The organism is Pelosinus sp. IPA-1 (assembly GCF_030269905.1).
In the GTDB taxonomy this organism is placed as follows: Bacteria; Bacillota; Negativicutes; order DSM-13327; family DSM-13327; genus Pelosinus.
Window position 1 is genome coordinate 436,184 of the sequence record NZ_BSVC01000004.1, and the last position, 22,263, is coordinate 458,446.

Here is a 22,263-nt window from a genome sequence, read left to right on the forward strand (position 1 = left end):
AGCTCTTAGTCTTGACCTAAATAAGCTTTTTGTTCATCTGTTAATGTGTCAATGCGAATGCCTAAGGCTTGTAATTTCAACCTAGCTACACTTGCATTTACTTCATCCGGAAAATTAAATACTTCATTTGGCATTTCCTTATGATGCTCTAAAATATGTAATACTGCAAGAGCTTGCATTGCAAAAGATAAATCCATGATTTCAGTTGGATGTCCATCTCCTGCAGCCAAGTTAACTAATCGCCCTTCAGCTAAGAGATATATTTTACGTTTGTCAGCCATAACAAATTCTTCAATATTCTTACGAACTGTGCGTTTAGAAATCGCTAGTTCTTCCAAGTGCTCCTTGTTAATTTCAAGATCAAAATGTCCAGCATTTGCTAAAACAGCTCCCGATTTCATCACAGCAATATGTTCACCATTAATAACATGTTTACAACCAGTTAGTGTAACAAAAATATCACCAAACTTAGCTGCTTCTTCCATAGACATGACTCTAAATCCATCAAATACTGCTTCAATTGCTTTTATGGGATCAACTTCCGTGATGATTACATTTGCACCTAGTCCTTTTGCCCGCATGGCCACACCTTTGCCACACCAACCATAACCTGCTATTACAACTGTTTTCCCTGTAACAGTTAAGTTCGTTGTACGCATAATTCCATCCCAGGTTGATTGTCCAGTTCCATATCGGTTATCAAATAAATATTTACAATAGGCATCGTTTACAGCTATCATTGGAAACTTCAAACGTCCTTCTGCTGCTAAGGATCGTAAACGAATAACGCCTGTTGTCGTTTCTTCCGATCCACCTAAAATATTAGGTAATAGTTCACTTCGTTCCCCATGCAATAAGGATACTAAATCACCACCATCATCAACAATAATATCAGGTTTTGTATCTAAAGCTTTATGTAAAAAAGTCTCGTATTCTTCCTCCGTCGTATTATACCAAGCAAAAACTTTAATACCTTTTTCAACTAGCGCTGCTGCTACATCATCTTGAGTAGATAATGGATTACTTCCCGTCACAGTAACATTTGCCCCAGCATTTTGTAAAACCAATGCCAAATAAGCAGTTTTTGCTTCCAAATGCATAGTTACAACTATGTTTTTACCACGCAAGGGCTTACTTTTTGACAAATCCTCATTCAATACATTTAAAACCGGCATAAATTCTTTAACCCAATTTATTTTATCATGTCCTTGTGGCGCTAATTTTATATCTCTAATCATAGATTCCATTTTACAGCACTCCTTTTATTTTTTGTTGTATTTTAAGAATTTCCTCATTGTAAGGTTGTTTTAAAATCCCATATTCTGTTATAATTGCTGAAACTAGTGTATTTGGTGTCACATCGAAGGCGGGGTTAAAAACATCCACTCCTTCTGGAGCCGTCGAAATGCCCGCAAAATTTGCTACTTCACTTGCACTTCGCTCTTCTATTGGAATATCAAACCCACTCTCCATTGAAAAATCAAAGGTAGATATCGGCGCTGCGACATAAAAAGGTATATTATGTTCTTTTGCCAGTACTGCTACACTATAGGTTCCAATTTTATTAGCTACATCACCATTGAGAGTAATTCTATCCGCCCCTACAATAACAGCTTGTACCATATTTTTTTTCATTACCCAGCCTGCCATATTGTCAGTAATTAAAGTAACAGGAATATTTTCCTGCATTAACTCCCAAGCAGTTAATCGAGATCCTTGAAGTAAGGGACGCGTCTCATCCGCGTACACCCTATTAATCTTTCCTTCGGAAAAAGCCTGGCGAATTACACCTAAGGCCGTACCAAGGCCAGCAGTTGCTAATGATCCAGCATTACAATGGGTAAGTATTGAAACAGGTTCATTAAATAACTGAGCACCATATTGAGAAATTTTATAATTCATTTCACGATCTTCTGTCGCAATTGCAATAGCCTCTTGTTCTAACTTTAATACAAGATCAGTAAGATCGCTTAACTTATCCGATTTATTAACAACTGACAACATTCTCTCTATAGCCCAAAATAAGTTTACAGCGGTAGGTCTTGTTTGTCTTAATTCTTCAGCTACTTCCTCAATACCAGTCCAAAAATCATAACTGTTACAAAGTTCTCTTGCTCCTAGTACAAAGCCAAATGCCGCTGCTGCACCAATCGCTGGTGCTCCCCGTACTTCCAATCGCTTAATTGCTTCTGCTACTCTACGATAATTATGACATTCAATATATTCTGCTGAATTAGGCAGCAGGGTCTGATTTAGTAAAAGCAAAGATTTATTCTTCCATTCCATTGTCTGTAACAAATTACCACCTCCTTTATAGTTTAAAGCCGCCGTATTCGGCTAATGCCTGCTGACAACTACAATCTAAAGTAGTATCGATTAAAAGGATTGTATTCATAAGTAACTTCTTAAGCTTTTCTGTATTTTCATTCATAATTTCAATAACTTCACCGTAGGTTATGGGATTTGGTGAAATACCTGCCGCATAGTTCGTAACCATAGCAATCGTAGAATAGCACATTTCGGCCTCACGAGCTAATATAACTTCCGGTACATTTGTCATACCAACTAAGTGCCCCCCCATTTGAGCAAACATGGCAATCTCAGCTGGCGTTTCGAAACGAGGTCCTTCTGTACAAACATAAGTCCCAGAAGAATGAATAACAATGCCTATCTTTTGCGAAACTGACAACAAGGCTTCCCGCAAAGTTAAACAATAGGGACTTGTTAAATCAACATGAACAACCCCTTTGTCGCCACCTTCATAAAAAGTACTCTTTCTAGTTTTAGTAAAATCAATAAACTGATCAACTAAAACGAAATCTCCCAGCTTCATTGCAGTGTTTAATGAACCAACTGCAGCTGTAGCCAAAATTTTCTGTACTCCAATTTTTTTCATAGCCCAAATATTTGCTTGGTAATTAATTAAGTGAGGTGCAATAGAATGCTTACTACCATGTCGTGGAATAAAAGCAATACTCCTCCCGGCAAAATCTCCAACCTTGTAAGAAACTAAACCATAAGGAGTTTTGATTTCATCTTGATGTACATTTTCCAAAATAGTAGGATCGTATACTCCTGTTCCACCAATAATTGCGATATTTATCATTTTTTGTCACCTCCTACCTTTTTGTACTGTTAACTAGATATTTTCTATTATAAACTAGTAAACTATTTAATGCCACAAATCGGTAATAAATCAGACATATTCTCCAGTATGTAATCCGGCTCTTCAGCTAAGATTGTTTCCCAAGCAACTCGCGACCACCGTACAGCAGCCGTTTTCACATTAGCTTGTCTAGCACTTATCAAATCAAAAGAACTATCACCTACCATCAAGCATTCCTCCGGTTTAACTTGCAATTTGGCTAGCGCTGCGAGGACAGGTTCTGGATGAGGTTTATGATTCTGACACTGATCTGCACCAATAATAACTGAGAAATAATGATCGAGATTAAATAATTTTAAGCCGCGTAAGGCTGTACTTTCTGTCTTCGATGTAACGATAGCCATAACAATCCCGGCCTCATACAATGATTGTAGTGCCTCTACTACTCCATTAAAAGTGGTAATCATTTGATCATGATTCTTTAAACTATATTCCCTATAAGTCTTAATCAATTCATCCACTTGATCTGGACCTAAATATTCCATTGCAGTGCGTAGTGTTTTACCAAAAAACTCATAAATCTCATTATCAGCGAGTTCCCTATTATAATGTTTTCGAAAAGTATGCTTAAAAGAGTTAATAATTAAATCGGATGTGTCAAGAACAGTTCCATCTAAATCAAATAGCACTGCTTTATATAACAAAAGTAGCCCCCCATTATGCTATTATTATAACCTAAAAGAAAAAGAGGCTCAAAGCCTCATTACATGTTTCTTCTAGTTTTATAGAAACATTACAAGTTTACTCCTACGATACCGCCCAAAATTCCAACTGCAATCCCGGCAATAACCTTATTTGCTAATACAAATGGTGAAATAGATTCTTGGCTCATTTCCATACCGATACCTACAGAAATTAAAACATAGATGAATCCAATCATAATGCCGATAACCATTCCCCTAGATGAAGCTTTTTGTGTGGCATACACACTACCAATGAAAATACTAACCATAGTTACCCCAACCATAACATACTGCATATAATTATCAATATATGTATTTTCGGTCACTAAACTGATGAGAGATAGAAAAAGAGTACAGACCAGTGAAGCTATGATACTAACAAAAACTCCCTTAATTATCAATGAAGCCATTCCTGGTCCCTGGGGTGTGGTATTGAATCGTGTCCGCCTAACATATTTAGACACAGGATTATTCCCTCCCTAAAATAGGTATTCCTAGAATTGCTATTGTAATTTTATGCAGTGTAGTGTTAATTATGCCTATATTATAGGATTTATAATAAATTTAACTAAAAATTATTTATAAATCCCAACTTTTTAATATATCCATAATGCCATAATTAGTTAGATCAAAATGAATTGGTGTAATTGAAATTTTCGACATGTTCACAGCAACAATATCACTATCCGGATCATTTTCATTTTCAACAATATTACCACCCATCCAATAATAGGTGCGTCCTCTAGGGTCGCGTCTAGGTTCAAAAATATTTGCATACTCCCTTACACCCAATTTAGTGACTGCTACGCCATCAATTTGTTCTGTTGGGAGTGCAGGTACATTAACATTTAATAAAGTATTTGGTGGTAATGAGCGGCGAGCTATATTCTGTATTAATTTGCTCGTATATTCAGCCGCTGGTTTAAAGTCATAAGATTCCCAAGAATCAAGTGAAACTGCCACTGATGGTACGCCATGCAAAGCACCTTCTATTGCAGCACTCACTGTTCCAGAATATAATACATCTGTGCCGAGATTAGGCCCATGATTAATTCCCGATATTACAAAATCTTGTTTTTCACTAATTAAAGTTTCTAAAGCAATCTTTACACAATCGGCAGGAGTACCACCTATACGCCAGCCACAAAGAGAAGAACCTTCGGAACAATATTTATCTACCCGTATAGGGCTATGCACAGTAATCGCTTGGCTAGTAGCACTACGTTCACTATCTGGTGCCACTACTACGACTTCAGCGATCTTAGAAAGTTCTTTCCAAAGAGCTTGAATACCAGCTGCATCAATTCCATCATCGTTTGTTAATAAAATACGCAAACCTATCCCCCCACATTCATTATAGTTGTCCGATGAATTTATGTGTTTGCGGAATAACCCGTACATCATTTAAGGAACTAAGGGCTTGTTCTTGGTATAACAATACTGTATCTGGTTTAACCCCTTCACAATTGTTAATAGGCGTCACCGGTTGTATTATTAATGGAATATTTTCATCAACGCTTGCTATCAAATTTACAGCCTTGAGAAATTCCTTTGTATTAGTACTACCTGTAACTACTATTTTAACAAAAACATTACGAGTAGCAGCTAACCGTAAAAATTTACTATGCTCTTGCCACATTTCTTGTCTAATTATGCTAGGTAGCTTTATGTCCATACTAATAATATCAATATGTGGCAAAACAAGTTCCAATTCAGTAGGTAATGTACCATTACTTTCTAAATAAATACGCCCCTTTATTTGTGGGAGGATTTTAGCAAGAGCCTTTGCTTGGCATAAAGGTTCTCCACCGGTAAAACTAACAGAATGGTGAGGTATTACTAACAAACTATTAATATAGTTTGACAACTCTATCAGTGAAATTGGATTAACAATCGTTTGAAAATCGCGCCTGCCAGCCGTCTTTTCTATCTGAGCCGAGTTCACCATAGTTCTTGAGGAAGGTGTATCGCAAAATTCACACTCTAGATTACAACCTGCTAAACGCACAAACACTTGACGATAGCCAACAAATTGCCCTTCCCCTTGAATCGAAGAAAATATTTCTACTACGTTTACGTTTTGAGACACAACTAAGCCTCCTGGCTATAAGCCGCTGCTGAATTCGGCGATTCCCATACTCTAACGGAACGTAATTTTACATCCTGATTAAAAACTGCTGTTTCAGCTAGCTTTTCATATATGTATTGGGCAAGGTTTTCTGCCGTAGGGTTTATTCTGCAAAATGGCTCAATTTCATTAAGATAATAATGATCTAAATTTACCATAATATCATTTACTGCTGCCTTTAAATCACCAAAGTCAATTAACATGCCTAATTCATCTAGTTTACTACCATAAATATTTACTTCTACCTTCCAATTATGACCATGTATGCGGCTGCACTTTCCTGGATAATTTCTAATACAATGAGCAGCTTCAAAATTAACTGCAATTGTTAATTCAAACATTACGTTATCCTCCTTGTTTTTACGATAATTAATAATACTACATATATAGATTTAATATTTATAAGAAAAGCTAAAAATTATTATGATTAATAAACTCTTCAAAATTCTAGTCATCTTAATTAAAACTTTATATTCAGTATGTGTAAAAAAAGATGAGTATATTACTCATCTTTTATTTAACAGCTTGCTTACCTAAAAAATCTTCTTTAGTGAATTCATTTTTTTGTGTTAGCAATACATCCTTATAACTAATGCTCCGTGTATGCTGAGTATGGCTCCACTCACGATCATTACGATGTATAAAACCTAAAATAGTAATAGGTATCCAGCTATAGACAAAAAGCGGATAAAAAATCAAATACCACCAAGATTTTCCTTTCGCGCCAATTTGCGCTAAGACAAGTACTGGGAATAAGTATTGACCAACACCTATCGCTGTCATAACTTCTACAGGTAATACTTTGTTTATAATATTAGTATAAAAGGGGAAGATGGTATATACATAACTCATTAAAACAAAACTAGTCGATAAGATTAAAAAATAGGGCTGAAACAAATGTAATACTCCATCTAATATTCTAATATCACGTTGCTTAATTCCCTCGTATAGCATACTTGGAATATATCTACCAGCGATATCAAAATGTCCTTGCGCCCAGCGTTTACGTTGCCGCCAAGACTGCTCAAAGGTTAATGGCTTTTCATCATATACAATGGCATCATGTGCCCATGTGGTCGGAATCCCTTTAAGCAGTACCTTCATTGTAAATTCCATATCTTCGGTGAGACAGGTTGCTCCCCAACCAAACTTACGAAGTACTTCAGTAGATATACACATACCAGTGCCACCAAGTACACTTGATAGTCCAATATTATACTTTGCTAAGTGCCAGATATGATTTACTACCCAAAATGAAATAGCAAAGGTACCTGCTATCCAGGTATCATGAGGATTTTTAGAATCAAGATATCCCTGAATTACTTTTTCACCCTTACATAAGCGATTGTTCATTTCTAATAGAAAATTTCGATCTACTAAATTATCTGCATCAAATATGACTACACTATCATAGTTACGTTGCAATTTAAAAAGCTTAGCAAACATCCACTCCATGGCATACCCTTTACCACGTTGTTCTAGGTTAAATCGTTCATAAACAATTGCACCTGATTTTCGGGCAATTTCTGCTGTATTATCTTTGCAATTATCAGCAATTACAAAAATATCATAAAGTTCACGAGGATATTTTAATACATGGAGATTTTCCACTAATTGCCCAATTACCTGTTCCTCATTATGTGCAGCGACAATAACAGCAAAGCTGTTTTTAGGTGTCATAATTTTGACTTCTTTTTTGCGCCAAATACCAAAAAATGCGATGATAAAATAATATAAAGTAAAAAATACTATAATAAGTTGTAACGGGATCATAATATAGTCAGAAATATAATTCATGGATTTTTCTCCTTTAAAGCCTGTTTTTTAAAGTATATCTAGTATACTTTAACTTAAAACACACATAACATTCTAATTCCAATTCCAATAGATTGTCAAGATAAGAATCTTTTTCTTATAACATTATAGTTCCTAAAATCACAAAAAAATAAGCATCCAATAATGCGGATACAATTATTTTTTCAATAATAGGATTACGTAACAGATTTAGAATCGAATAACCCAAAAACAGTATTCAGAATCCCAAATAAAGCATATGCAAAAAATGGTGAAAATAGGATTGCATCTTTTGTTATAAAAAGAATATAACCTGATATAAAAATCGTTATTATCGCTGGAATAATTCTAAGTTTTTCACCTTTGCCTTTAAAGTCAGGATATTTTATCGTACTAACCATCAAGTAAGCAAAGATAGTAACTATAATTGGAAATATCCATCCATCAGGTTTTATCCCAAGCATGATAAATGTAGCTACTACACAACCAGCTGCTGGAATTGGTAAGCCCATAAAATATCCTTTGACAGTGCCTGTATTAACATTAAAACGTGCTAAACGTAATGCACCACAAGTTGCAAAAAACGCAGCAACAATATATCCAATAATACCAAAATCTTTTAATAAAAAGGCATATGCTAAGATTGCAGGCGCTACACCAAATGATACTAAATCACATAAGGAATCTAACTCTTTGCCAAACTCACTACTCACCTTTAAATATCTAGCTACTCTACCATCTAATCCATCGCTAATCATTGCTGCCACTACAAATAATGCTGCCCGATAGAACTCACCATTAAAGGTAGAAATAATTGCACATACACCTAATACCAAATTTAAAGCTGTTAAAGCATTTGGAATTATGCTTCTCATTGTAACAACCTCCCTATAACTGTCTCGCCACCCTTAACTCTGTCACCTTTTTTCACAAGAATTTCTACTGTTTTAGGTACAATCACTTCTGTACATGATGCAAATTTTATCAAACCATATCGCTCACCCAGCTGTAAAATACTTCCAAGCGTGACCCAAGAGACAATACGCCTAGCTAAAATACCAGCTATCTGTGTTACTAATACTTTCATATTATCATTTTCTATTCCGATAGAGTGACGTTCATTTTCACACCCTACAGATTCCTTATAAGCAGGTCGAAACCGTCCGCAAGTGTATTGCTGAAATTTTATTTCACCGGCAATAGGACTACGGTTTACGTGTACATCAAAAACCGATAAAAATATGGTCACTTTTAGGCCTACTTGATTTAAAAATTGGTCATCGTAAACTTCGCAAACACTCATTACCTTACCATCTGCAGGTGATAAAACTAGACTATTATCATAAGGAATCTTCCTCTTAGGATTACGAAAAAAGAAAGTAATAAATCCCATTAAAACAGCAGGGATAATACTCCAATATGGATCGACAGTTACATAAATTACTACCGTAATAATAGCAAGAACAACAATGTATATGTAACCCTCTTTAACTATAGGCGCTTTAACCATTTATCCACCCCATCTTACTAGCCATTTTTTTGTAAAACAACTAAGTTCACTTCATATTTTTTTTGCATTATATTCCCTACATTCTGTGCTTTTTACTAGCTACTACCTTCATAACGAAACGTGGTAAAGCTAACATACGTATTGCACGCTTAGGCTCTGACAGTAATCGAAACAACCATTCCAAATTAGCATGTTGCATCCAAATTGGTGCCCGACGTACAACCCCAGCCATTACATCAAATGTTCCACCTACTCCAATTGATACAGGAACATTTATTTGCTCTTTATATTCATTTAGCCACTTTTCTTGTCTCGGTACACCTAAAGCAACTAATAATATATCTGGCTGACAAGCTCGAATGTTACTTATAATATCAGGTTCTTCTTTTTTAGTAAAGAAACCATTACGTGTACCGACAATTTGCACACCTGGATAACGCTCTTGTGCTATCTCTTTCGCTTGTTCAGCGATGCCAGGCGCTCCACCAAGCATATAAATTTTATACTTTTCTTTAGTAGCTTCAACTAACAAATTTTGCACCAAATCATATCCCGCCACACGTTCTGGCATACTATCACCTTGGTAACGTGCCGCCCAAACCACCCCTGCACCATCAGGTACGACCAAATCCGCATTATTGATAATATCTGCCAATTGTTTATCTTTATTAGCCATCATTATCATTTCTGCGTTAGGGGTGACAACTAAGTGGGACTTCTTTTGAAGAATAAATCCCTTAACTGCATTTACCGCTTCTTTCATTGTCACAACATCAATCAACACATTTAAAACAGCTACTCTATTGCGCACTATACATATGGTCTCCTTACTATTTTAAAAATCAAACTTTTAAATTATCTAATATATTGTATCACACTATTACATGCTGGGCAATCGTGGTAACGGAAGTTTCCACCAGGGTGTTTTTTCTTTCTCATTATCAGACGGCTCTGCTTTTTCCTTTGGTTGATTTTTAGGACGAATTTGGGTATCAATAACTATAGGTTCTGTTCCCTTAACAAAGGCACTGTACTCGATCTCTAAACACCCAGGTGTAGCCCTTTTACCAGAGTCCGTACAAATCGGTATATTAGTTACTACATTGGGGGGGATAGTAAAAGTTGTCGGTTTAGTGCCGCTGACTACTTGTGTCATCATTTTTCCCCACAATCCCGCTACCTGGGTACCTGAAATACCAACTGGTGTCCTATTATCATTTCCAACATAAATGCCAACTAATAATTCAGGCGTGTACCCCATAAACCAGGCTGTTTCATAATTATCAGTTGTTCCTGTTTTACCAGCTGCCATACGCCCAATATTAGCAGGTGTACCCGTACCATCTTCAATGACACTTTGTAACATGTTTGTTAAAATATAGGCAACTTCGCTACTAAGTACAGATTGCTGTGTTATATGCGCCTCTTCTAACAACTGATCATTTTCATCAAGTACTTTCAAAATCGATATTGGCCTAGATACTATACCGCCATTTGCAAAAGCAGTATAAGCAGTTGCCATTTCAAACAAATTAACACCCTGTGTTAAGCCACCCAAAGCAGTAGCTAAATTATTATCTTGTGGAACTAAAGTGGTGATCCCCATATTCTTCGCCAAATCAAGTACTTTATCAATTCCCACCTGCTGTCCAAGCTTCACAGATGCTACATTGACTGACAAGCGAATTGCTTTTTTTAAGGTGATTGGTCCATGGAATTTTTTATCATAATTTTGTGGAGCATACCCGTTAATATTAATCGGTTGATCAATAATAACTGAATTGGCAGTCAATCCTTGACTAAGGGCAACAGCATATACGAATGGTTTAAAAGCAGAGCCTGGCTGACGTACTTCTACCATGGTTCTATTTAGTTGACTTTCTTCATAACTACGTCCACCTACCATAGCTTTGATATATCCCGTACGAGGATCAAGTGCTAATACCCCACCTTGATACTGGCCTAGGACTGCTTCGGCCCCCTGCTGGACAACACTATCTAGTGTTGTATAAACTTTTAAGCCGCCCTTATATACCCGGTTGGCACCATACCGTCCAACAAGTTCATTCGCAACATAATCAAGAAAATAAGATGCCTGTACCACTCTTTTCTTTTTGCCGATTAATACGATAGATTGTCTTTGTGCTTCTTCGGCTTGCTTTTGTGTAACATACCCTTCCTTCACCATACCAGCGAGGACAGTCTTCCTACGTTCCAAAGCTGCCTGATTATCAATATATGGCGAATAAAGATTTGGTCCACGTGGCAACCCTGCCAGCAACGCACTTTCTCCTAACGTAAGCTCGCTTGCATGTTTCCCAAAGTATACTTGAGACGCTGCTTCTACTCCATAGGCACCTTCACCAAAATATACTTGATTTAAATAAGCTTGTAAAATTTCCTGTTTGGAAAACTTACGTTCAATGATAATAGCCCAAAAAGCTTCTTTTATTTTCCGTGTAAAAGTACGCTCCTGAGTTAAAAACATGTTTTTAGCTAGTTGTTGTGTTAACGTACTTCCCCCTTCTACTAAGCCACCTGACCGTAAATTAACCCAAACAGCACGGACAATACCGATAGGATCTATACCAATATGGTTAAAAAATCGACTATCTTCGTTAGCAACAATCGCTTGCTGCAGATAGGGAGATATATTATTTATTGAAACCACAATTCGATTTTCTTCAAACAATTTCGAAATAAGCTTTCCATTAGAATCAAAAACTTGGGTTGCTGCGACTAAATTTAAGTTTTCCAAAGAATCAATTTGTGGTGTAAAAAAAGCACATCCATTATTTGCAAATAGGCTTACAATCAATATAACGATAATACATAAACGCTGCATTTCACCACTCCCTTCTTAGCTTTAGTATTCCAAATCTAGGCGAAATTTACGCGCAGGAATATACCCTTACATGTCGAATATGCAATTTATATGATAAATTTCGATAAAATTTTAAGATATAATTTACAGAAAAAGATTTAGGGGGGATATTATGGTAAAAAGGTACAGTCTATTTAGTTTTTTTGGCCTTATTGTTATTATTTCATTCATTTGCTTCGTATCCACTCCTCTTTCACTTGCGATACCGGCCTTACAACAAACCTCTTCGCCGCCCCCCGCTTCAGAAATAAGCTCTTCACCAGATGTGTACTATATTACGGAAACCGCGAATATCGTACCAACTAACGAAAAACCTGAGTATGATATTTTTACGAATAAAGAGCGAGAAGAACGACAATTATCAACTGTCTTGCCAATAATCGAACCTTACTACGAAAGTAAAAGAGTATACTTAACTTTTGATGATGGCCCTGACCCTGAAAATACCCCCTTGGTTTTAGCCATTCTTAAGGAAAACAACATAAAAGCAACTTTTTTCCTAGTCGGAACAGAGATTGAAAAATATCCTGATATTGTAAAGCAAATCTTCATGGAAGGACATGCTATCGGCAATCACACTTATAACCACACTTACCGTGACTTATATCAATCGCCTACTACTTATATTGAACAACTAAATCGCAATGATACTATCATTAAGAATATCCTAACTGTACGTCCTCGTATTTCTCGAGCACCCGGAGGTTCCGCTGGGCATTTTACTAAGGAATACTGGAGTGCTCTAAAGATGCAAGGCTATATAGAAGTAGGATGGAACATTAGCTCGGGAGATGCTTCTGCCGCAAAAGCAAATGACATCCTCAATAATATAATGTATCAAACAACTAAAAACACTTTTTTATGGGATCATGCTATTGTGTTACTGCATGATGGGAGGGGACATGCTGAATCCGTCAAAGCATTACCTTCTGTTATTAAATTTTATAAAGAACAAGGTTTCCAGTTTCATGTTATAAACGCAAAGACACCGCCTGCTTGGTAAAGCACACGGTGTCTTTTTTATCCTAATAATTATAAACTATAATTAGGTGATTCTTTCGTAATACTGATATCATGAGGATGGCTTTCCTTTAGCCCAGCTCCTGTAATGCGAATAAACCGAGTATTGTTAATTAACTCCTCAATGGTGCGCACACCACAATATCCCATGCCAGCTCTAAGTCCACCCAACAATTGGAATGCCGTATCAGCCAATGTACCCTTATACGGTACGCGACCCTCGATGCCTTCTGGAACTAACTTATCCATGTTCTCTTGAAAATAACGATCTTTACTGCCTTGTGCCATAGCCCCTAAAGATCCCATGCCACGATAAACTTTATAGCTACGTCCTTGGTAAATAACAGTCTCACCAGGGCTTTCTTCTGTTCCAGCAAACAAATTACCAAGCATAACAACACTAGCACCAGCAGCAATCGCTTTCACAACATCTCCAGAATATTTAATACCACCATCCGCAATAATCGGAATGTTATGTTCCCTAGCAATTTTTGCACAATTATACACGGCAGTTATTTGGGGCACACCAATACCGGCAACAATTCGAGTGGTACATATAGAACCCGGTCCAATACCAACTTTTACAGCATCAACCCCTGCCTCGATCAAGTCACGTGTCGCTTCTGCAGTAGCCACATTACCGGCAATTAAATCTACTTCAGGATACATCGATTTAATCTTTTTAACAGCTTCTATTACACCTTGCGAATGCCCATGGGCAGTATCTACTACAATAACATCTACTTTCGCAGCAACAATAGCTTCTACCCGTTCTAACATATCAGCCCCAACACCAATGGCAGCACCTACTAATAGTCTGCCTCGTTTGTCTTTTGCCGAATTAGGATATTTTTGTGCCTTTTCAATATCCTTAATTGTAATCAAACCTTTTAAATTTCCTTCTGCATCTACTAATGGTAATTTCTCTATTCTATGTTTATGTAACAATGCTTTAGCGTCTTCTAAAGATGTTCCGACTGGAGCTGTAATAAGATGTTCAGTTGTCATACAATCATGCAATTTTCGAGTTAAGTCTGTTTCGAATCGCAAATCTCTATTTGTTAAAATACCAACTAATTTATCATTTTTGGTAACAGGAACACCTGATATGTGATATTTTTCCATTAAGTTTTGGGCATCTTGCAACGAATTCTCAGGGGATAAGAAAATAGGATCAACAATGATTCCATGTTCTGATCGCTTTACCTTGTCAATTTCACTTGCTTGCCTTTCTATTGGCATATTCTTATGAATGACACCAATGCCACCTTCACGGGCAATAGCAATCGCCATACGCGCTTCTGTTACCGTATCCATGCCAGCGCTAATTATCGGTAAATTCAACTTAATATTCTTAGTTAAATATGTAGTAACATCAACATCTTTTGGTAAAACATCTGATTTTGCTGGCACCAATAAAACATCATCGAACGTCAAACCTTCTTGCATAAACTTATTTTCAAACATATATATACTCCTTTCGCACAATTAGGACAAGTTATTTCAAATATAATAACATATTTAAACTTACCTAATCTACTCTTTTTTATGCAAAATTTAAATAATATTGGTAATTCTAATTCCGAAAAGTTATTAGATTTACAAAAATAAAACGAATGCCATAGAAAATAAAGAATCCTCATTGTATTTCAATGAGGATTCTTTATTACTTATTACAAAGTATATTACTTATCTGACATTAAAACTCCAGCTTTTGCTATATTGCTCTTGGCTGCGTCCCGAATAACAATTGTTACTGCATCAGCAGGACAATTAGCAGTTTCCGTAATTGCTTGTGTCACTTTTTTCGCCATTTCACGTTTTTGTTCAACGGTGCGTCCCTCTATCATATCAATTTGTACGATTGGCATAATCCATCCTCCTCATAAATTTTATATATTTCAATTCGCTATTGATCGCGAGATCCCTGCCATTTATTTCATTATTTTTAGTATTTAACCTTATTTTGATCTTTGTGCCGCTTATACCACCATAATCCTACGTATACACCAATTACCACTATGACTAATACAATTAGACGTGTCATGTTTTCCCCAGCAAAAACGATATCGTGCCCAATGAGAACTTTAATAATCACTGGCGGTAATTTACCGAAAATAGTTGCTAGCATGAAATCTTTAAAACTAATGCGACTTATCGCTGCAACAGCAGTAATAATCCCTGAGGGTGCTAAGGGGAGTAACCGAGCAATCAGCAAAGCCTTAAATCCGTTAGCAGCACTATAATCATCCACTTGTTTCAAATATTTGCTTTTTGTAATCCACCCCGCTATAATCTGCCTGAAAAAATAGCGTGCAAAAATAAACATAACGACTGCACCAATTACTTCTCCCGTCCATGAAATAACTACTCCCCAAAACAAGCCATAAATAATACCAGCTGCACCTGATAAAATCATAAAAGGAAATACAATTGTAAATGTCATAACAATAAATAAAATAATTGTTACAACAATTGACCATGCACCAAAACTTCGTAAATACTCTGCCAACGAAACAATGTCGCCATGTTTAAGAATACTATATGAATGTTGAAAAAAGTCTGGTTGCCAAAAATATGTTGCCCCAAGTAAAAAAATCAAAAACAGCCATCCGAAAAACCTAGCCATCCTAACCCTCCATGATACTAAACAATAAGTGTCTCCAATACTGTACTATACTAAAATTCTTAGTAAAAGGCAACCAGAAAGAGCCAGGTATCCGCCTACTTACCATTTATTTCACGCTGAAAAATATCACAATCGCCGCCTAACCAATTAACACAATCACTGCACCTTTGAACAAAATCGTCAGGAGATACATTTAGCAGCGAATATCCATACCCCATAGCGCTAATAATATGCTCAAACTCTTGACACTCAACGGCAATATCTCGCATTTTCTTTTCATCATAGATAGGTTTCATATTACCATCACCCCTATTATTAATGATTTATAATAGTGTGTGCTAATTATCAATATAATATTTTTTTTAAAAAGCTAAACTTAGGTATAAAGAGGCTACATATGTGGCACAATGATAATGTAAATTTTCTCCTCTCCCATAATTGGCGACCTCATGGTCGCCCCTTTTTATTTTTTCGTTTTGTTAATTGCTAAAAATTCCACCAAATTCTTGACCAAACCGCGTAATTAATGCCGGTCGTATATAATTAAAATCTTCAGACGTAGCCATTGTGCTTTCTGCAGCCTGTCTAGCCTCTAAGAAAACACCTATATCATTTATAATGTCCGCGATTTTTAAATCCGGTAAGCCATGCTGTCTAGTGCCAAAAAATTGTCCAGGGCCACGCATCTTTAAATCTTCTTCGGCCAGCACAAAACCATCATTCGTTTTCGTCATAATCCCAAGCCTTTCTTGTGTTTCCGAGTTTTTGTTATCAGAGAGCAAAATACAGTAAGATTGGTGCTCCCCCCTACCAATTCGTCCCCTGAGTTGATGTAGTTGAGCCAAGCCGAAACGTTCTGCATTCTCAATAGCCATAACTGTTGCATTTGGCACGTTGACTCCAACTTCAATCACCGTCGTAGCCACCAAGACTTTGATTTCACCACGATAAAACCCATCCATAACTAGCTCCTTATCTTTACCTTTCATCTTGCCGTGTACTAGGCCACAAGGTATACCATCTAATTCGGTTTGCATTAATTCTTCATATAACTCTACTGCAGACTGGGCATTAATTTTTTCTGATTCTTCGACTAGAGGACAAACTACATAAGCCTGACGCCCATTCTTAACTTCATTCTTAATAAACTCATAGACTAACCGTCTACGATCTGATCCTCTTACAAATGTTTTTATTTGTTTACGCCCAGGTGGTAATTCTCTAATCGCAGAAACGTCGAGATCTCCATATACGGTTAAAGCCATCGTCCGCGGTATGGGTGTAGCTGTCATCACCAACACATCTGGCGAATTACCCTTTCCCTGTAACTGAGCTCGTTGACGAACGCCAAAGCGATGTTGTTCATCTGTAACCACTAGCCCTAGACATTGAAACTCAACTGCTTCTTGAATCAAGGCATGGGTACCTACTACTACGTGTGTTAAACCGCACTGAATCTCTTGTAAGGCTTGCTCACGGACACGCCGTGATAGTTTACCTGTAAGTATTCTTACCTTAATTCCTAATGGCACAAATATACTTGATAATGTGTGATAATGTTGCTCTGCTAGTATTTCTGTAGGAACCATCATAGCTCCTTGATAACCATTTTCAACTGTTTTAGCTAACGCCAAAGCAGCAATGACTGTTTTGCCGGAGCCTACATCACCTTGTAATAAGCGTTGCATGGGTTTCATATCTTCCATATCGAGCTTAATCTCTAACAATACCTTCTTTTGGTCATTAGTAAGGGTAAATGGTAATTGGCCTTTCACTTGTGTAGAAACACTACTGTCAGGTCCATGTTTTATGCCAACAGTGTTACTTCTATTTTTCTTTTTGATATATAGCAAACCACACTGTAACAAATATAATTCCTCAAAGACCAGCCTTCTTCTCGCACACTGAAGCATTTCCATACTTTGAGGAAAATGAATGTTTTCAAAAGCTTTTTTACGGTCTAGCAAAGAAAATTGAGTCAAAATCGTAGAAGGTAATATTTCATCAATATCACAATAACCATGAAGTACCTGTTTAATGATCGTTCTTAAAAAGCGCTGATTAATACTTTCACTAGCGGCATACACTGGTACAATTTTTCCAGTATCAAACTCTTCAGCCTCTGTAATGATCTCAATTTCCGGGTTTTGAACTTCCACTTGATATGTTTTTTTTACCTTACCTGTTATGAGAAGTTCTACACCAGGCTTATATATTTTCTTCATATGGGGCTGATTAAACCATACTAACTGAGCTACTCCGGATGAATCATTTACTGCAATTTTGGTGATATGTAAGCCAGGACGAGGTTTACTCTCCATACACCCGATAACCCCAGCCCTAAACGTCTCTACTTGTCCATCCGTTACATTTCTTATCATAGTAATTTGGCTACGATCATCGTAACGATGAGGGAAATGTTCAAACAGATGACCAACTGTAAACAATCCCAATTTAGCCAAAGAATTTGCTTTTATCGGACCTACACCCTTAATATATTGAATTGGATCTCTCCAGCAATTCCCCAAAATAACCACCCTCGTAAAATAACCATTTCGATTATTACATTTTCTCTACACTACAAAAGAATTTATCACCTATATATTAAGAAAATAGGCAAATTTGTTTGCCTATTTTTTCAAGCATAATTCATTTAATTCCTTTAGCAATGCCTCAACATCAATATCATGCATCTTAGCTCCATTTTCAATTGTCTCAGTTGCTGCTCCCATGCATCCAATACATCCCATACCATGTTTAGCAAAAACCTCACGTACCAAGGGATGAGATCGAAGAAGCTCAATGATTGACGTTTGTCTAGTAATCACGATATATACCTCCCATCTCTTATCTATTATTATTATATCTTATTTCAATATTTATGTTAAATCTCCTGCTATATAGGTCAGATAAAGAATTATCCTTAAGTCCTTGCATTTAGTAAGCAATTTGTGCTAAAATACTAATGTTATTGTAATAAGGATATCTTGTCCTTCATCAAAGGAGGTGGAATACATGGCAAATCTTTGTGAAATCTGCAGTAAAAGCCTAACTAGCGGCTCTAATGTCAGCCACTCTCACTTAAAAACTAAACGCACTTGGAAACCCAACATCCAACGGGTTAAAGCGGTTGTTAACGGTGAAACAAAACGAATTAATACTTGCACTCGTTGCTTACGTTCTGGAAAAGTTCAGCGTGCTATCTAATTTTATTTAAAAATCATTATAGATTATAATTAGGGCAAAAAGAAAAGACTGGGAGATTCCCAGTCTTTTCTTTTTGCTATTCTCCTTTAATTAGGGTTAAAACTAACTCAAGATCGTCTTTGTTAAATTGATATTTTTCACTGCAAAAAGGGCAACACACTTCTGCATGTCCATCGGTAACAAGAATATCGTTAATTTCCATTTCACCAAGACTAACAAGCACTTTCTGTACGCGTTCATAAGAACAATGACATTCAAATTGCAAGGGAATTTCATCATACATACTAACTGGTAAGCCTGCAAAGATTCTATTGATAATACCTGCAGCATCAATGCCCTCACTTACCAATTGAGAAACTGGCGGTAGTGCTGCTATATTCTTCTCGATTTGGCTTAAAACTTCATCATCTGCATTAGGTAACGCTTGCACCATAAATCCGCCTGCCGCTGTTACCGTTAAATCTGGTTGAACTAAAACACCTAAAGCTACCGTTGAAGGTGTTTGCTCTGAGACTAATAAATAATTAGTGATATCCTCCGCTATTTCACCACTAACTAAATCTGCATTGCCAGTAAAAGGCTGTTTTAAGCCTGTAAATCGTGTAACAGAAATTTGCCCATTACCAACGCCTGCCCCAACGTCAAGTTTATTACCACGTAAAGGCAACTCAACATGCGGGTTTCTTACATAACCACGTACACTTCCACTAGCATGAGCATCCGTGACAATTTCACCAAGCGGTCCATCTCCAGAAATACGAATTGTAATACTTTCATCGGTTTTAAGATTGACAGCTAACAATAATGCTCCAGTCATAGTACGCCCTAGGGCTGCCGCAGCGACTGGATAACAATCATGGCGCTTTCTAGCCTCTTCAACTAATGTAGTAGTTACTGCGGCAAAAGCGCGCACCCCACCAACTGTAGTCGCTCTTATAATATGATCGCCCATGATTCCCCTCCTATAACAATTCTGAGATTACTACTTGTCCTGTGATAACGTCTATTACTTCAACAACACGATCCCTAAGCCTAGCAAATGTAGCAAGTCCATCAAGTCTCTTGGACATAGCTGGGGAACCTGGATTCAAATAGACAATACCATTATGCTTCTCTAATGAAGCCACATGGGTGTGTCCAGTAATAAATAGATCTGCTTTAAACTTACCTGCCATTTCCCTCTTCGTCTCTTCCGTAAAGTTATGTCCGTGATTTGCTACGATACGCAATCCATCAACCATAATATATGCATATGGCGATTGAATAGGCATAGTTAGAACCATGCTATCCACATCCGCATCACAATTGCCACAAGCAGTTATAATTGGGACTGGAGAATTATTTAACAATTCAGCTAGCCGTTTAGGATCATATTCTTTGGGAATATCATTGCGAGGACCATGATATAGTATATCTCCAGCATGAATAATAAAATCACATTCGAAAAAATATTTGTTATATATTTTTTCCCAAGTATTCGCACAACCATGGGTATCACTAATAATCCCAATATTCATTTAATCACCCACTATTCCATTGGAAATATTTTACTATTTCAGATTTGTTTTAATAAGTTAGCCATTTCAATTGCTGTTACTGCAGATTCAAAACCTTTATTTCCAGCTTTTGTACCAGCGCGTTCGATAGCCTGTTCAATACTTTCCGTAGTAAGTACACCAAAGATAGTAGGAACTCCTGTAGCCATGCCGACGTGAGCAACTCCTTTGGATACTTCCGAGCAAACATAATCATAGTGAGAAGTGCTACCTCGAATGACTGTACCTAAGCAAATTACGGCATCATACTTTTTACTGACGGCCATTTTTTGAGCTACTAGGGGTATTTCAAAGGCCCCTGGAACCCAAAGTACTTCTATATCTTCCTCCTTCACACCGTGTCTTTTAAGGCCATCCAATGCACCATCTAGCAATTTTGAATTGATAAATTCATTAAACCTTGCAACTACGACACCAATTTTCAGTCCTTCTGCTACTAATTGTCCTTCTATAACTCTTATCATTTTTTTATTCCTCCCCATATTGTTTTAGCATATGTCCTAGTTTAGACTTTTTAACGGATAAATAACGCTGGTTAAATTTATTAGCTTTCATTTCTACTGGCATTCTTTCAGTAATAGTCAGGCCATATCCCTCTAATCCAGCCCTTTTTCTAGGGTTATTCGTTAATAAGCGAATGCTTGATAGACCTAGATCTACAAGTATCTGAGCACCAATACCATAATCTCTTAAATCTGGTGCAAAACCTAAAATCTCGTTTGCCTCTACAGTATCTTTCCCCTGATCTTGCAATGCATAGGCACGAATTTTATTGGCAAGACCGATGCCACGGCCTTCCTGCCGCATATACACTAATACTCCTGCTTCTTCTTGGCTGATGCGTTTTAAAGCACTTTCCAATTGTTCCCCACAATCACAACGTAATGATCCCAAGGCATCGCCTGTTAAGCATTCAGAATGTATGCGTACCATTACATCCTTTTTGCCAGCTACATCACCTTTTACCAAAGCAATGTGGCATTGATTATCTAATTTACTTTCGTAGGAAATTAAGCGGAAATTGCCATATTTAGTTGGCATTTTTGTTTCTGCACCACGTATAATAAATGTTTCATTTGCTTTACGATATTTTATCAACTCGGCAATAGTAATAATTTTTAAATTATGCTTAGTAACAAACTCCATCAAATCTGGAACTCTAGCCATTGTGCCATCTTCATTCATAATTTCGCAAATTACCCCTGCTGGATAACACCCTGCCATTTTTGGCAAATCAACTGCTGCTTCCGTATGACCTGCCCGTCTTAAAACTCCACCTTCCACATAGCGTAAGGGAAAAATATGACCAGGCCTTCTAAAATGTTCGGGTAATGCATTCGGATCCAACAATGTTCTAATCGTTTCTGCTCTCTCGTGGGCTGAAATTCCTGTTGTTACAGTATGTGCATCAACAGACACGGTAAAAGCAGTGCAATGATTGTCTGTATTCTCACAGACCATAGCACCAATGCCAAGCTCGTCTAATCTAGAGCCAATAACTGGCATACAAATAAGTCCACGTCCATAAGTCGCCATAAAATTAATGGCTTCAGGGGTAACTTTATCAGCAGCCATTAATAAATCGCCTTCATTTTCCCTATCTTCATCATCTACTACCACAATTATCTTGCCATTTTTTACATCTTCAATTGCTTCTAAAATAGTATTAAATTTCATTTTTACCTC

Annotated in this window: 25 protein-coding genes; 2 read left to right on the top strand and 23 right to left on the bottom strand. The window is 37.0% G+C overall.

All coding sequences use genetic code 11. The features are described 5' to 3' along the window. Nucleotides 1–5: 5 nt before the first annotated feature. From QSJ81_RS11940 to QSJ81_RS12000, 13 genes are all read right to left on the bottom strand, one after another. Nucleotides 6–1,247, bottom strand: coding sequence for an adenosylhomocysteinase (locus QSJ81_RS11940; protein WP_285717611.1), 1,242 nt, complete (start codon nt 1,245–1,247; stop codon nt 6–8). Between the two features lies 1 nt (nt 1,248). After that, nucleotides 1,249–2,298, bottom strand: a complete 1,050-nt coding sequence (gene mtnA, locus QSJ81_RS11945) for an S-methyl-5-thioribose-1-phosphate isomerase (protein WP_285717612.1) — start codon at nt 2,296–2,298, stop codon at nt 1,249–1,251. A 13-nt stretch (nt 2,299–2,311) separates the two neighbouring features. Beyond that, nucleotides 2,312–3,106, bottom strand: a complete 795-nt coding sequence (gene mtnP / locus QSJ81_RS11950; protein ID WP_285717613.1) for an S-methyl-5'-thioadenosine phosphorylase — start codon at nt 3,104–3,106, stop codon at nt 2,312–2,314. A gap of 62 nt (nt 3,107–3,168) precedes the next feature. Continuing rightward, a complete protein-coding gene (gene ppaX, locus QSJ81_RS11955; RefSeq protein ID WP_285717614.1) occupies nt 3,169–3,810 on the bottom strand; it encodes a pyrophosphatase PpaX in 642 nt (213 codons plus the stop codon). A gap of 89 nt (nt 3,811–3,899) precedes the next feature. Then, nucleotides 3,900–4,313, bottom strand: coding sequence for a TIGR04086 family membrane protein (locus tag QSJ81_RS11960; RefSeq protein ID WP_285717615.1), 414 nt, complete (start codon nt 4,311–4,313; stop codon nt 3,900–3,902). A 115-nt stretch (nt 4,314–4,428) separates the two neighbouring features. Further along, nucleotides 4,429–5,184, bottom strand: coding sequence for a 5'/3'-nucleotidase SurE (gene surE, locus QSJ81_RS11965; RefSeq protein ID WP_285717616.1), 756 nt, complete (start codon nt 5,182–5,184; stop codon nt 4,429–4,431). 19 nt (nt 5,185–5,203) lie between these two features. Beyond that, a complete protein-coding gene (locus QSJ81_RS11970) occupies nt 5,204–5,938 on the bottom strand; it encodes a 7-carboxy-7-deazaguanine synthase QueE (RefSeq protein ID WP_285717617.1) in 735 nt (244 codons plus the stop codon). Nucleotides 5,939–5,940: 2 nt separating this feature from the next. After that, on the bottom strand, nt 5,941–6,318 hold the full coding sequence (queD, locus tag QSJ81_RS11975; RefSeq protein WP_285717618.1) for a 6-carboxytetrahydropterin synthase QueD: 378 nt from the start codon (nt 6,316–6,318) through the stop codon (nt 5,941–5,943). Between the two features lie 172 nt (nt 6,319–6,490). After that, nucleotides 6,491–7,774, bottom strand: coding sequence for a glycosyltransferase family 2 protein (locus tag QSJ81_RS11980; protein WP_285717619.1), 1,284 nt, complete (start codon nt 7,772–7,774; stop codon nt 6,491–6,493). A 194-nt stretch (nt 7,775–7,968) separates the two neighbouring features. Beyond that, nucleotides 7,969–8,646, bottom strand: coding sequence for a CDP-diacylglycerol--serine O-phosphatidyltransferase (gene pssA / locus QSJ81_RS11985; RefSeq protein ID WP_285717620.1), 678 nt, complete (start codon nt 8,644–8,646; stop codon nt 7,969–7,971). Further along, nucleotides 8,643–9,281, bottom strand: coding sequence for a phosphatidylserine decarboxylase family protein (locus QSJ81_RS11990; RefSeq protein WP_038670989.1), 639 nt, complete (start codon nt 9,279–9,281; stop codon nt 8,643–8,645). Before QSJ81_RS11990 ends, pssA begins: the two co-directional genes overlap by 4 nt. A 76-nt stretch (nt 9,282–9,357) precedes the next feature. Beyond that, nucleotides 9,358–10,092 carry a WecB/TagA/CpsF family glycosyltransferase gene (locus QSJ81_RS11995; RefSeq protein ID WP_285717621.1) on the bottom strand — a complete coding sequence of 245 codons (735 nt, stop codon included), beginning with the start codon at nt 10,090–10,092 and terminating at the stop codon, nt 9,358–9,360. A gap of 69 nt (nt 10,093–10,161) precedes the next feature. After that, entirely contained in the window at nt 10,162–12,126 is a 1,965-nt protein-coding gene (locus QSJ81_RS12000; RefSeq protein ID WP_285717622.1) for a transglycosylase domain-containing protein, read from the bottom strand. 151 nt (nt 12,127–12,277) lie between these two features. On the opposite strand from QSJ81_RS12000, the gene QSJ81_RS12005 reads away from it, so the two are divergent. Then, nucleotides 12,278–13,168, top strand: coding sequence for a polysaccharide deacetylase family protein (locus tag QSJ81_RS12005; RefSeq protein WP_285717623.1), 891 nt, complete (start codon nt 12,278–12,280; stop codon nt 13,166–13,168). A gap of 29 nt (nt 13,169–13,197) precedes the next feature. Here QSJ81_RS12005 and guaB read toward each other — a convergent pair whose 3' ends face one another. The 6 genes from guaB to QSJ81_RS12035 form a co-directional block, all read right to left on the bottom strand. Then, nucleotides 13,198–14,652 carry an IMP dehydrogenase gene (guaB, locus tag QSJ81_RS12010; protein WP_285717624.1) on the bottom strand — a complete coding sequence of 485 codons (1,455 nt, stop codon included), beginning with the start codon at nt 14,650–14,652 and terminating at the stop codon, nt 13,198–13,200. Between the two features lie 218 nt (nt 14,653–14,870). After that, the gene (gene thmT, locus QSJ81_RS12015; RefSeq protein WP_285717625.1) at nt 14,871–15,056 is read right to left on the bottom strand and encodes a 2-hydroxymuconate tautomerase; all 186 of its coding nucleotides are present in this window, start codon (nt 15,054–15,056) and stop codon (nt 14,871–14,873) included. 77 nt (nt 15,057–15,133) lie between these two features. Then, nucleotides 15,134–15,814 (bottom strand): TVP38/TMEM64 family protein, encoded by a 681-nt coding sequence (locus QSJ81_RS12020; protein ID WP_285717626.1) that lies wholly within the window; start codon nt 15,812–15,814, stop codon nt 15,134–15,136. A 95-nt stretch (nt 15,815–15,909) separates the two neighbouring features. Then, entirely contained in the window at nt 15,910–16,110 is a 201-nt protein-coding gene (locus QSJ81_RS12025; protein ID WP_285717627.1) for a hypothetical protein, read from the bottom strand. 183 nt (nt 16,111–16,293) lie between these two features. Beyond that, nucleotides 16,294–18,342, bottom strand: a complete 2,049-nt coding sequence (recG, locus tag QSJ81_RS12030) for an ATP-dependent DNA helicase RecG (protein ID WP_285717628.1) — start codon at nt 18,340–18,342, stop codon at nt 16,294–16,296. 102 nt (nt 18,343–18,444) lie between these two features. Then, complete coding sequence (locus tag QSJ81_RS12035) at nt 18,445–18,642, bottom strand: DUF1858 domain-containing protein (protein WP_038671008.1); 198 nt, start codon at nt 18,640–18,642, stop codon at nt 18,445–18,447. Nucleotides 18,643–18,829: 187 nt separating this feature from the next. On the opposite strand from QSJ81_RS12035, the gene rpmB reads away from it, so the two are divergent. Next, complete coding sequence (gene rpmB / locus QSJ81_RS12040; protein ID WP_038671010.1) at nt 18,830–19,021, top strand: 50S ribosomal protein L28; 192 nt, start codon at nt 18,830–18,832, stop codon at nt 19,019–19,021. Nucleotides 19,022–19,097: 76 nt separating this feature from the next. On the opposite strand, the gene hslO is transcribed toward rpmB, so the two are convergent. The 4 genes from hslO to QSJ81_RS12060 are packed head-to-tail and all read right to left on the bottom strand — an operon-like array spanning nt 19,098 to nt 22,254. Next, the gene (gene hslO / locus QSJ81_RS12045) at nt 19,098–19,973 is read right to left on the bottom strand and encodes an Hsp33 family molecular chaperone HslO (protein ID WP_285717629.1); all 876 of its coding nucleotides are present in this window, start codon (nt 19,971–19,973) and stop codon (nt 19,098–19,100) included. Nucleotides 19,974–19,983: 10 nt separating this feature from the next. Continuing rightward, a complete protein-coding gene (gene yfcE, locus QSJ81_RS12050) occupies nt 19,984–20,538 on the bottom strand; it encodes a phosphodiesterase (protein ID WP_285717630.1) in 555 nt (184 codons plus the stop codon). Nucleotides 20,539–20,576: 38 nt separating this feature from the next. After that, nucleotides 20,577–21,041 (bottom strand): 6,7-dimethyl-8-ribityllumazine synthase, encoded by a 465-nt coding sequence (ribH, locus tag QSJ81_RS12055; protein ID WP_084159820.1) that lies wholly within the window; start codon nt 21,039–21,041, stop codon nt 20,577–20,579. A 4-nt stretch (nt 21,042–21,045) separates the two neighbouring features. After that, the gene (locus QSJ81_RS12060; RefSeq protein ID WP_285717631.1) at nt 21,046–22,254 is read right to left on the bottom strand and encodes a bifunctional 3,4-dihydroxy-2-butanone-4-phosphate synthase/GTP cyclohydrolase II; all 1,209 of its coding nucleotides are present in this window, start codon (nt 22,252–22,254) and stop codon (nt 21,046–21,048) included. Between the last annotated feature and the right edge of the window lie 9 nt (nt 22,255–22,263).

Coding starts and splice junctions, on each gene's coding strand:
- QSJ81_RS11940 (WP_285717611.1), bottom strand. CDS start 1,247: ATGGAATCTATGATTAGAGATATAAAATTAGCGCCACAAGGACATGAT.
- mtnP (WP_285717613.1), bottom strand. CDS start 3,106: ATGATAAATATCGCAATTATTGGTGGAACAGGAGTATACGATCCTACT.
- queD (WP_285717618.1), bottom strand. CDS start 6,318: ATGTTTGAATTAACAATTGCAGTTAATTTTGAAGCTGCTCATTGTATT.
- QSJ81_RS11980 (WP_285717619.1), bottom strand. CDS start 7,774: ATGAATTATATTTCTGACTATATTATGATCCCGTTACAACTTATTATA.
- pssA (WP_285717620.1), bottom strand. CDS start 8,646: ATGAGAAGCATAATTCCAAATGCTTTAACAGCTTTAAATTTGGTATTA.
- QSJ81_RS11990 (WP_038670989.1), bottom strand. CDS start 9,281: ATGGTTAAAGCGCCTATAGTTAAAGAGGGTTACATATACATTGTTGTT.
- QSJ81_RS12000 (WP_285717622.1), bottom strand. CDS start 12,126: ATGCAGCGTTTATGTATTATCGTTATATTGATTGTAAGCCTATTTGCA.
- QSJ81_RS12005 (WP_285717623.1), top strand. CDS start 12,278: ATGGTAAAAAGGTACAGTCTATTTAGTTTTTTTGGCCTTATTGTTATT.
- guaB (WP_285717624.1), bottom strand. CDS start 14,652: ATGTTTGAAAATAAGTTTATGCAAGAAGGTTTGACGTTCGATGATGTT.
- thmT (WP_285717625.1), bottom strand. CDS start 15,056: ATGCCAATCGTACAAATTGATATGATAGAGGGACGCACCGTTGAACAA.
- QSJ81_RS12020 (WP_285717626.1), bottom strand. CDS start 15,814: ATGGCTAGGTTTTTCGGATGGCTGTTTTTGATTTTTTTACTTGGGGCA.
- QSJ81_RS12025 (WP_285717627.1), bottom strand. CDS start 16,110: ATGAAACCTATCTATGATGAAAAGAAAATGCGAGATATTGCCGTTGAG.
- rpmB (WP_038671010.1), top strand. CDS start 18,830: ATGGCAAATCTTTGTGAAATCTGCAGTAAAAGCCTAACTAGCGGCTCT.
- hslO (WP_285717629.1), bottom strand. CDS start 19,973: ATGGGCGATCATATTATAAGAGCGACTACAGTTGGTGGGGTGCGCGCT.
- yfcE (WP_285717630.1), bottom strand. CDS start 20,538: ATGAATATTGGGATTATTAGTGATACCCATGGTTGTGCGAATACTTGG.
- ribH (WP_084159820.1), bottom strand. CDS start 21,041: ATGATAAGAGTTATAGAAGGACAATTAGTAGCAGAAGGACTGAAAATT.
- QSJ81_RS12060 (WP_285717631.1), bottom strand. CDS start 22,254: ATGAAATTTAATACTATTTTAGAAGCAATTGAAGATGTAAAAAATGGC.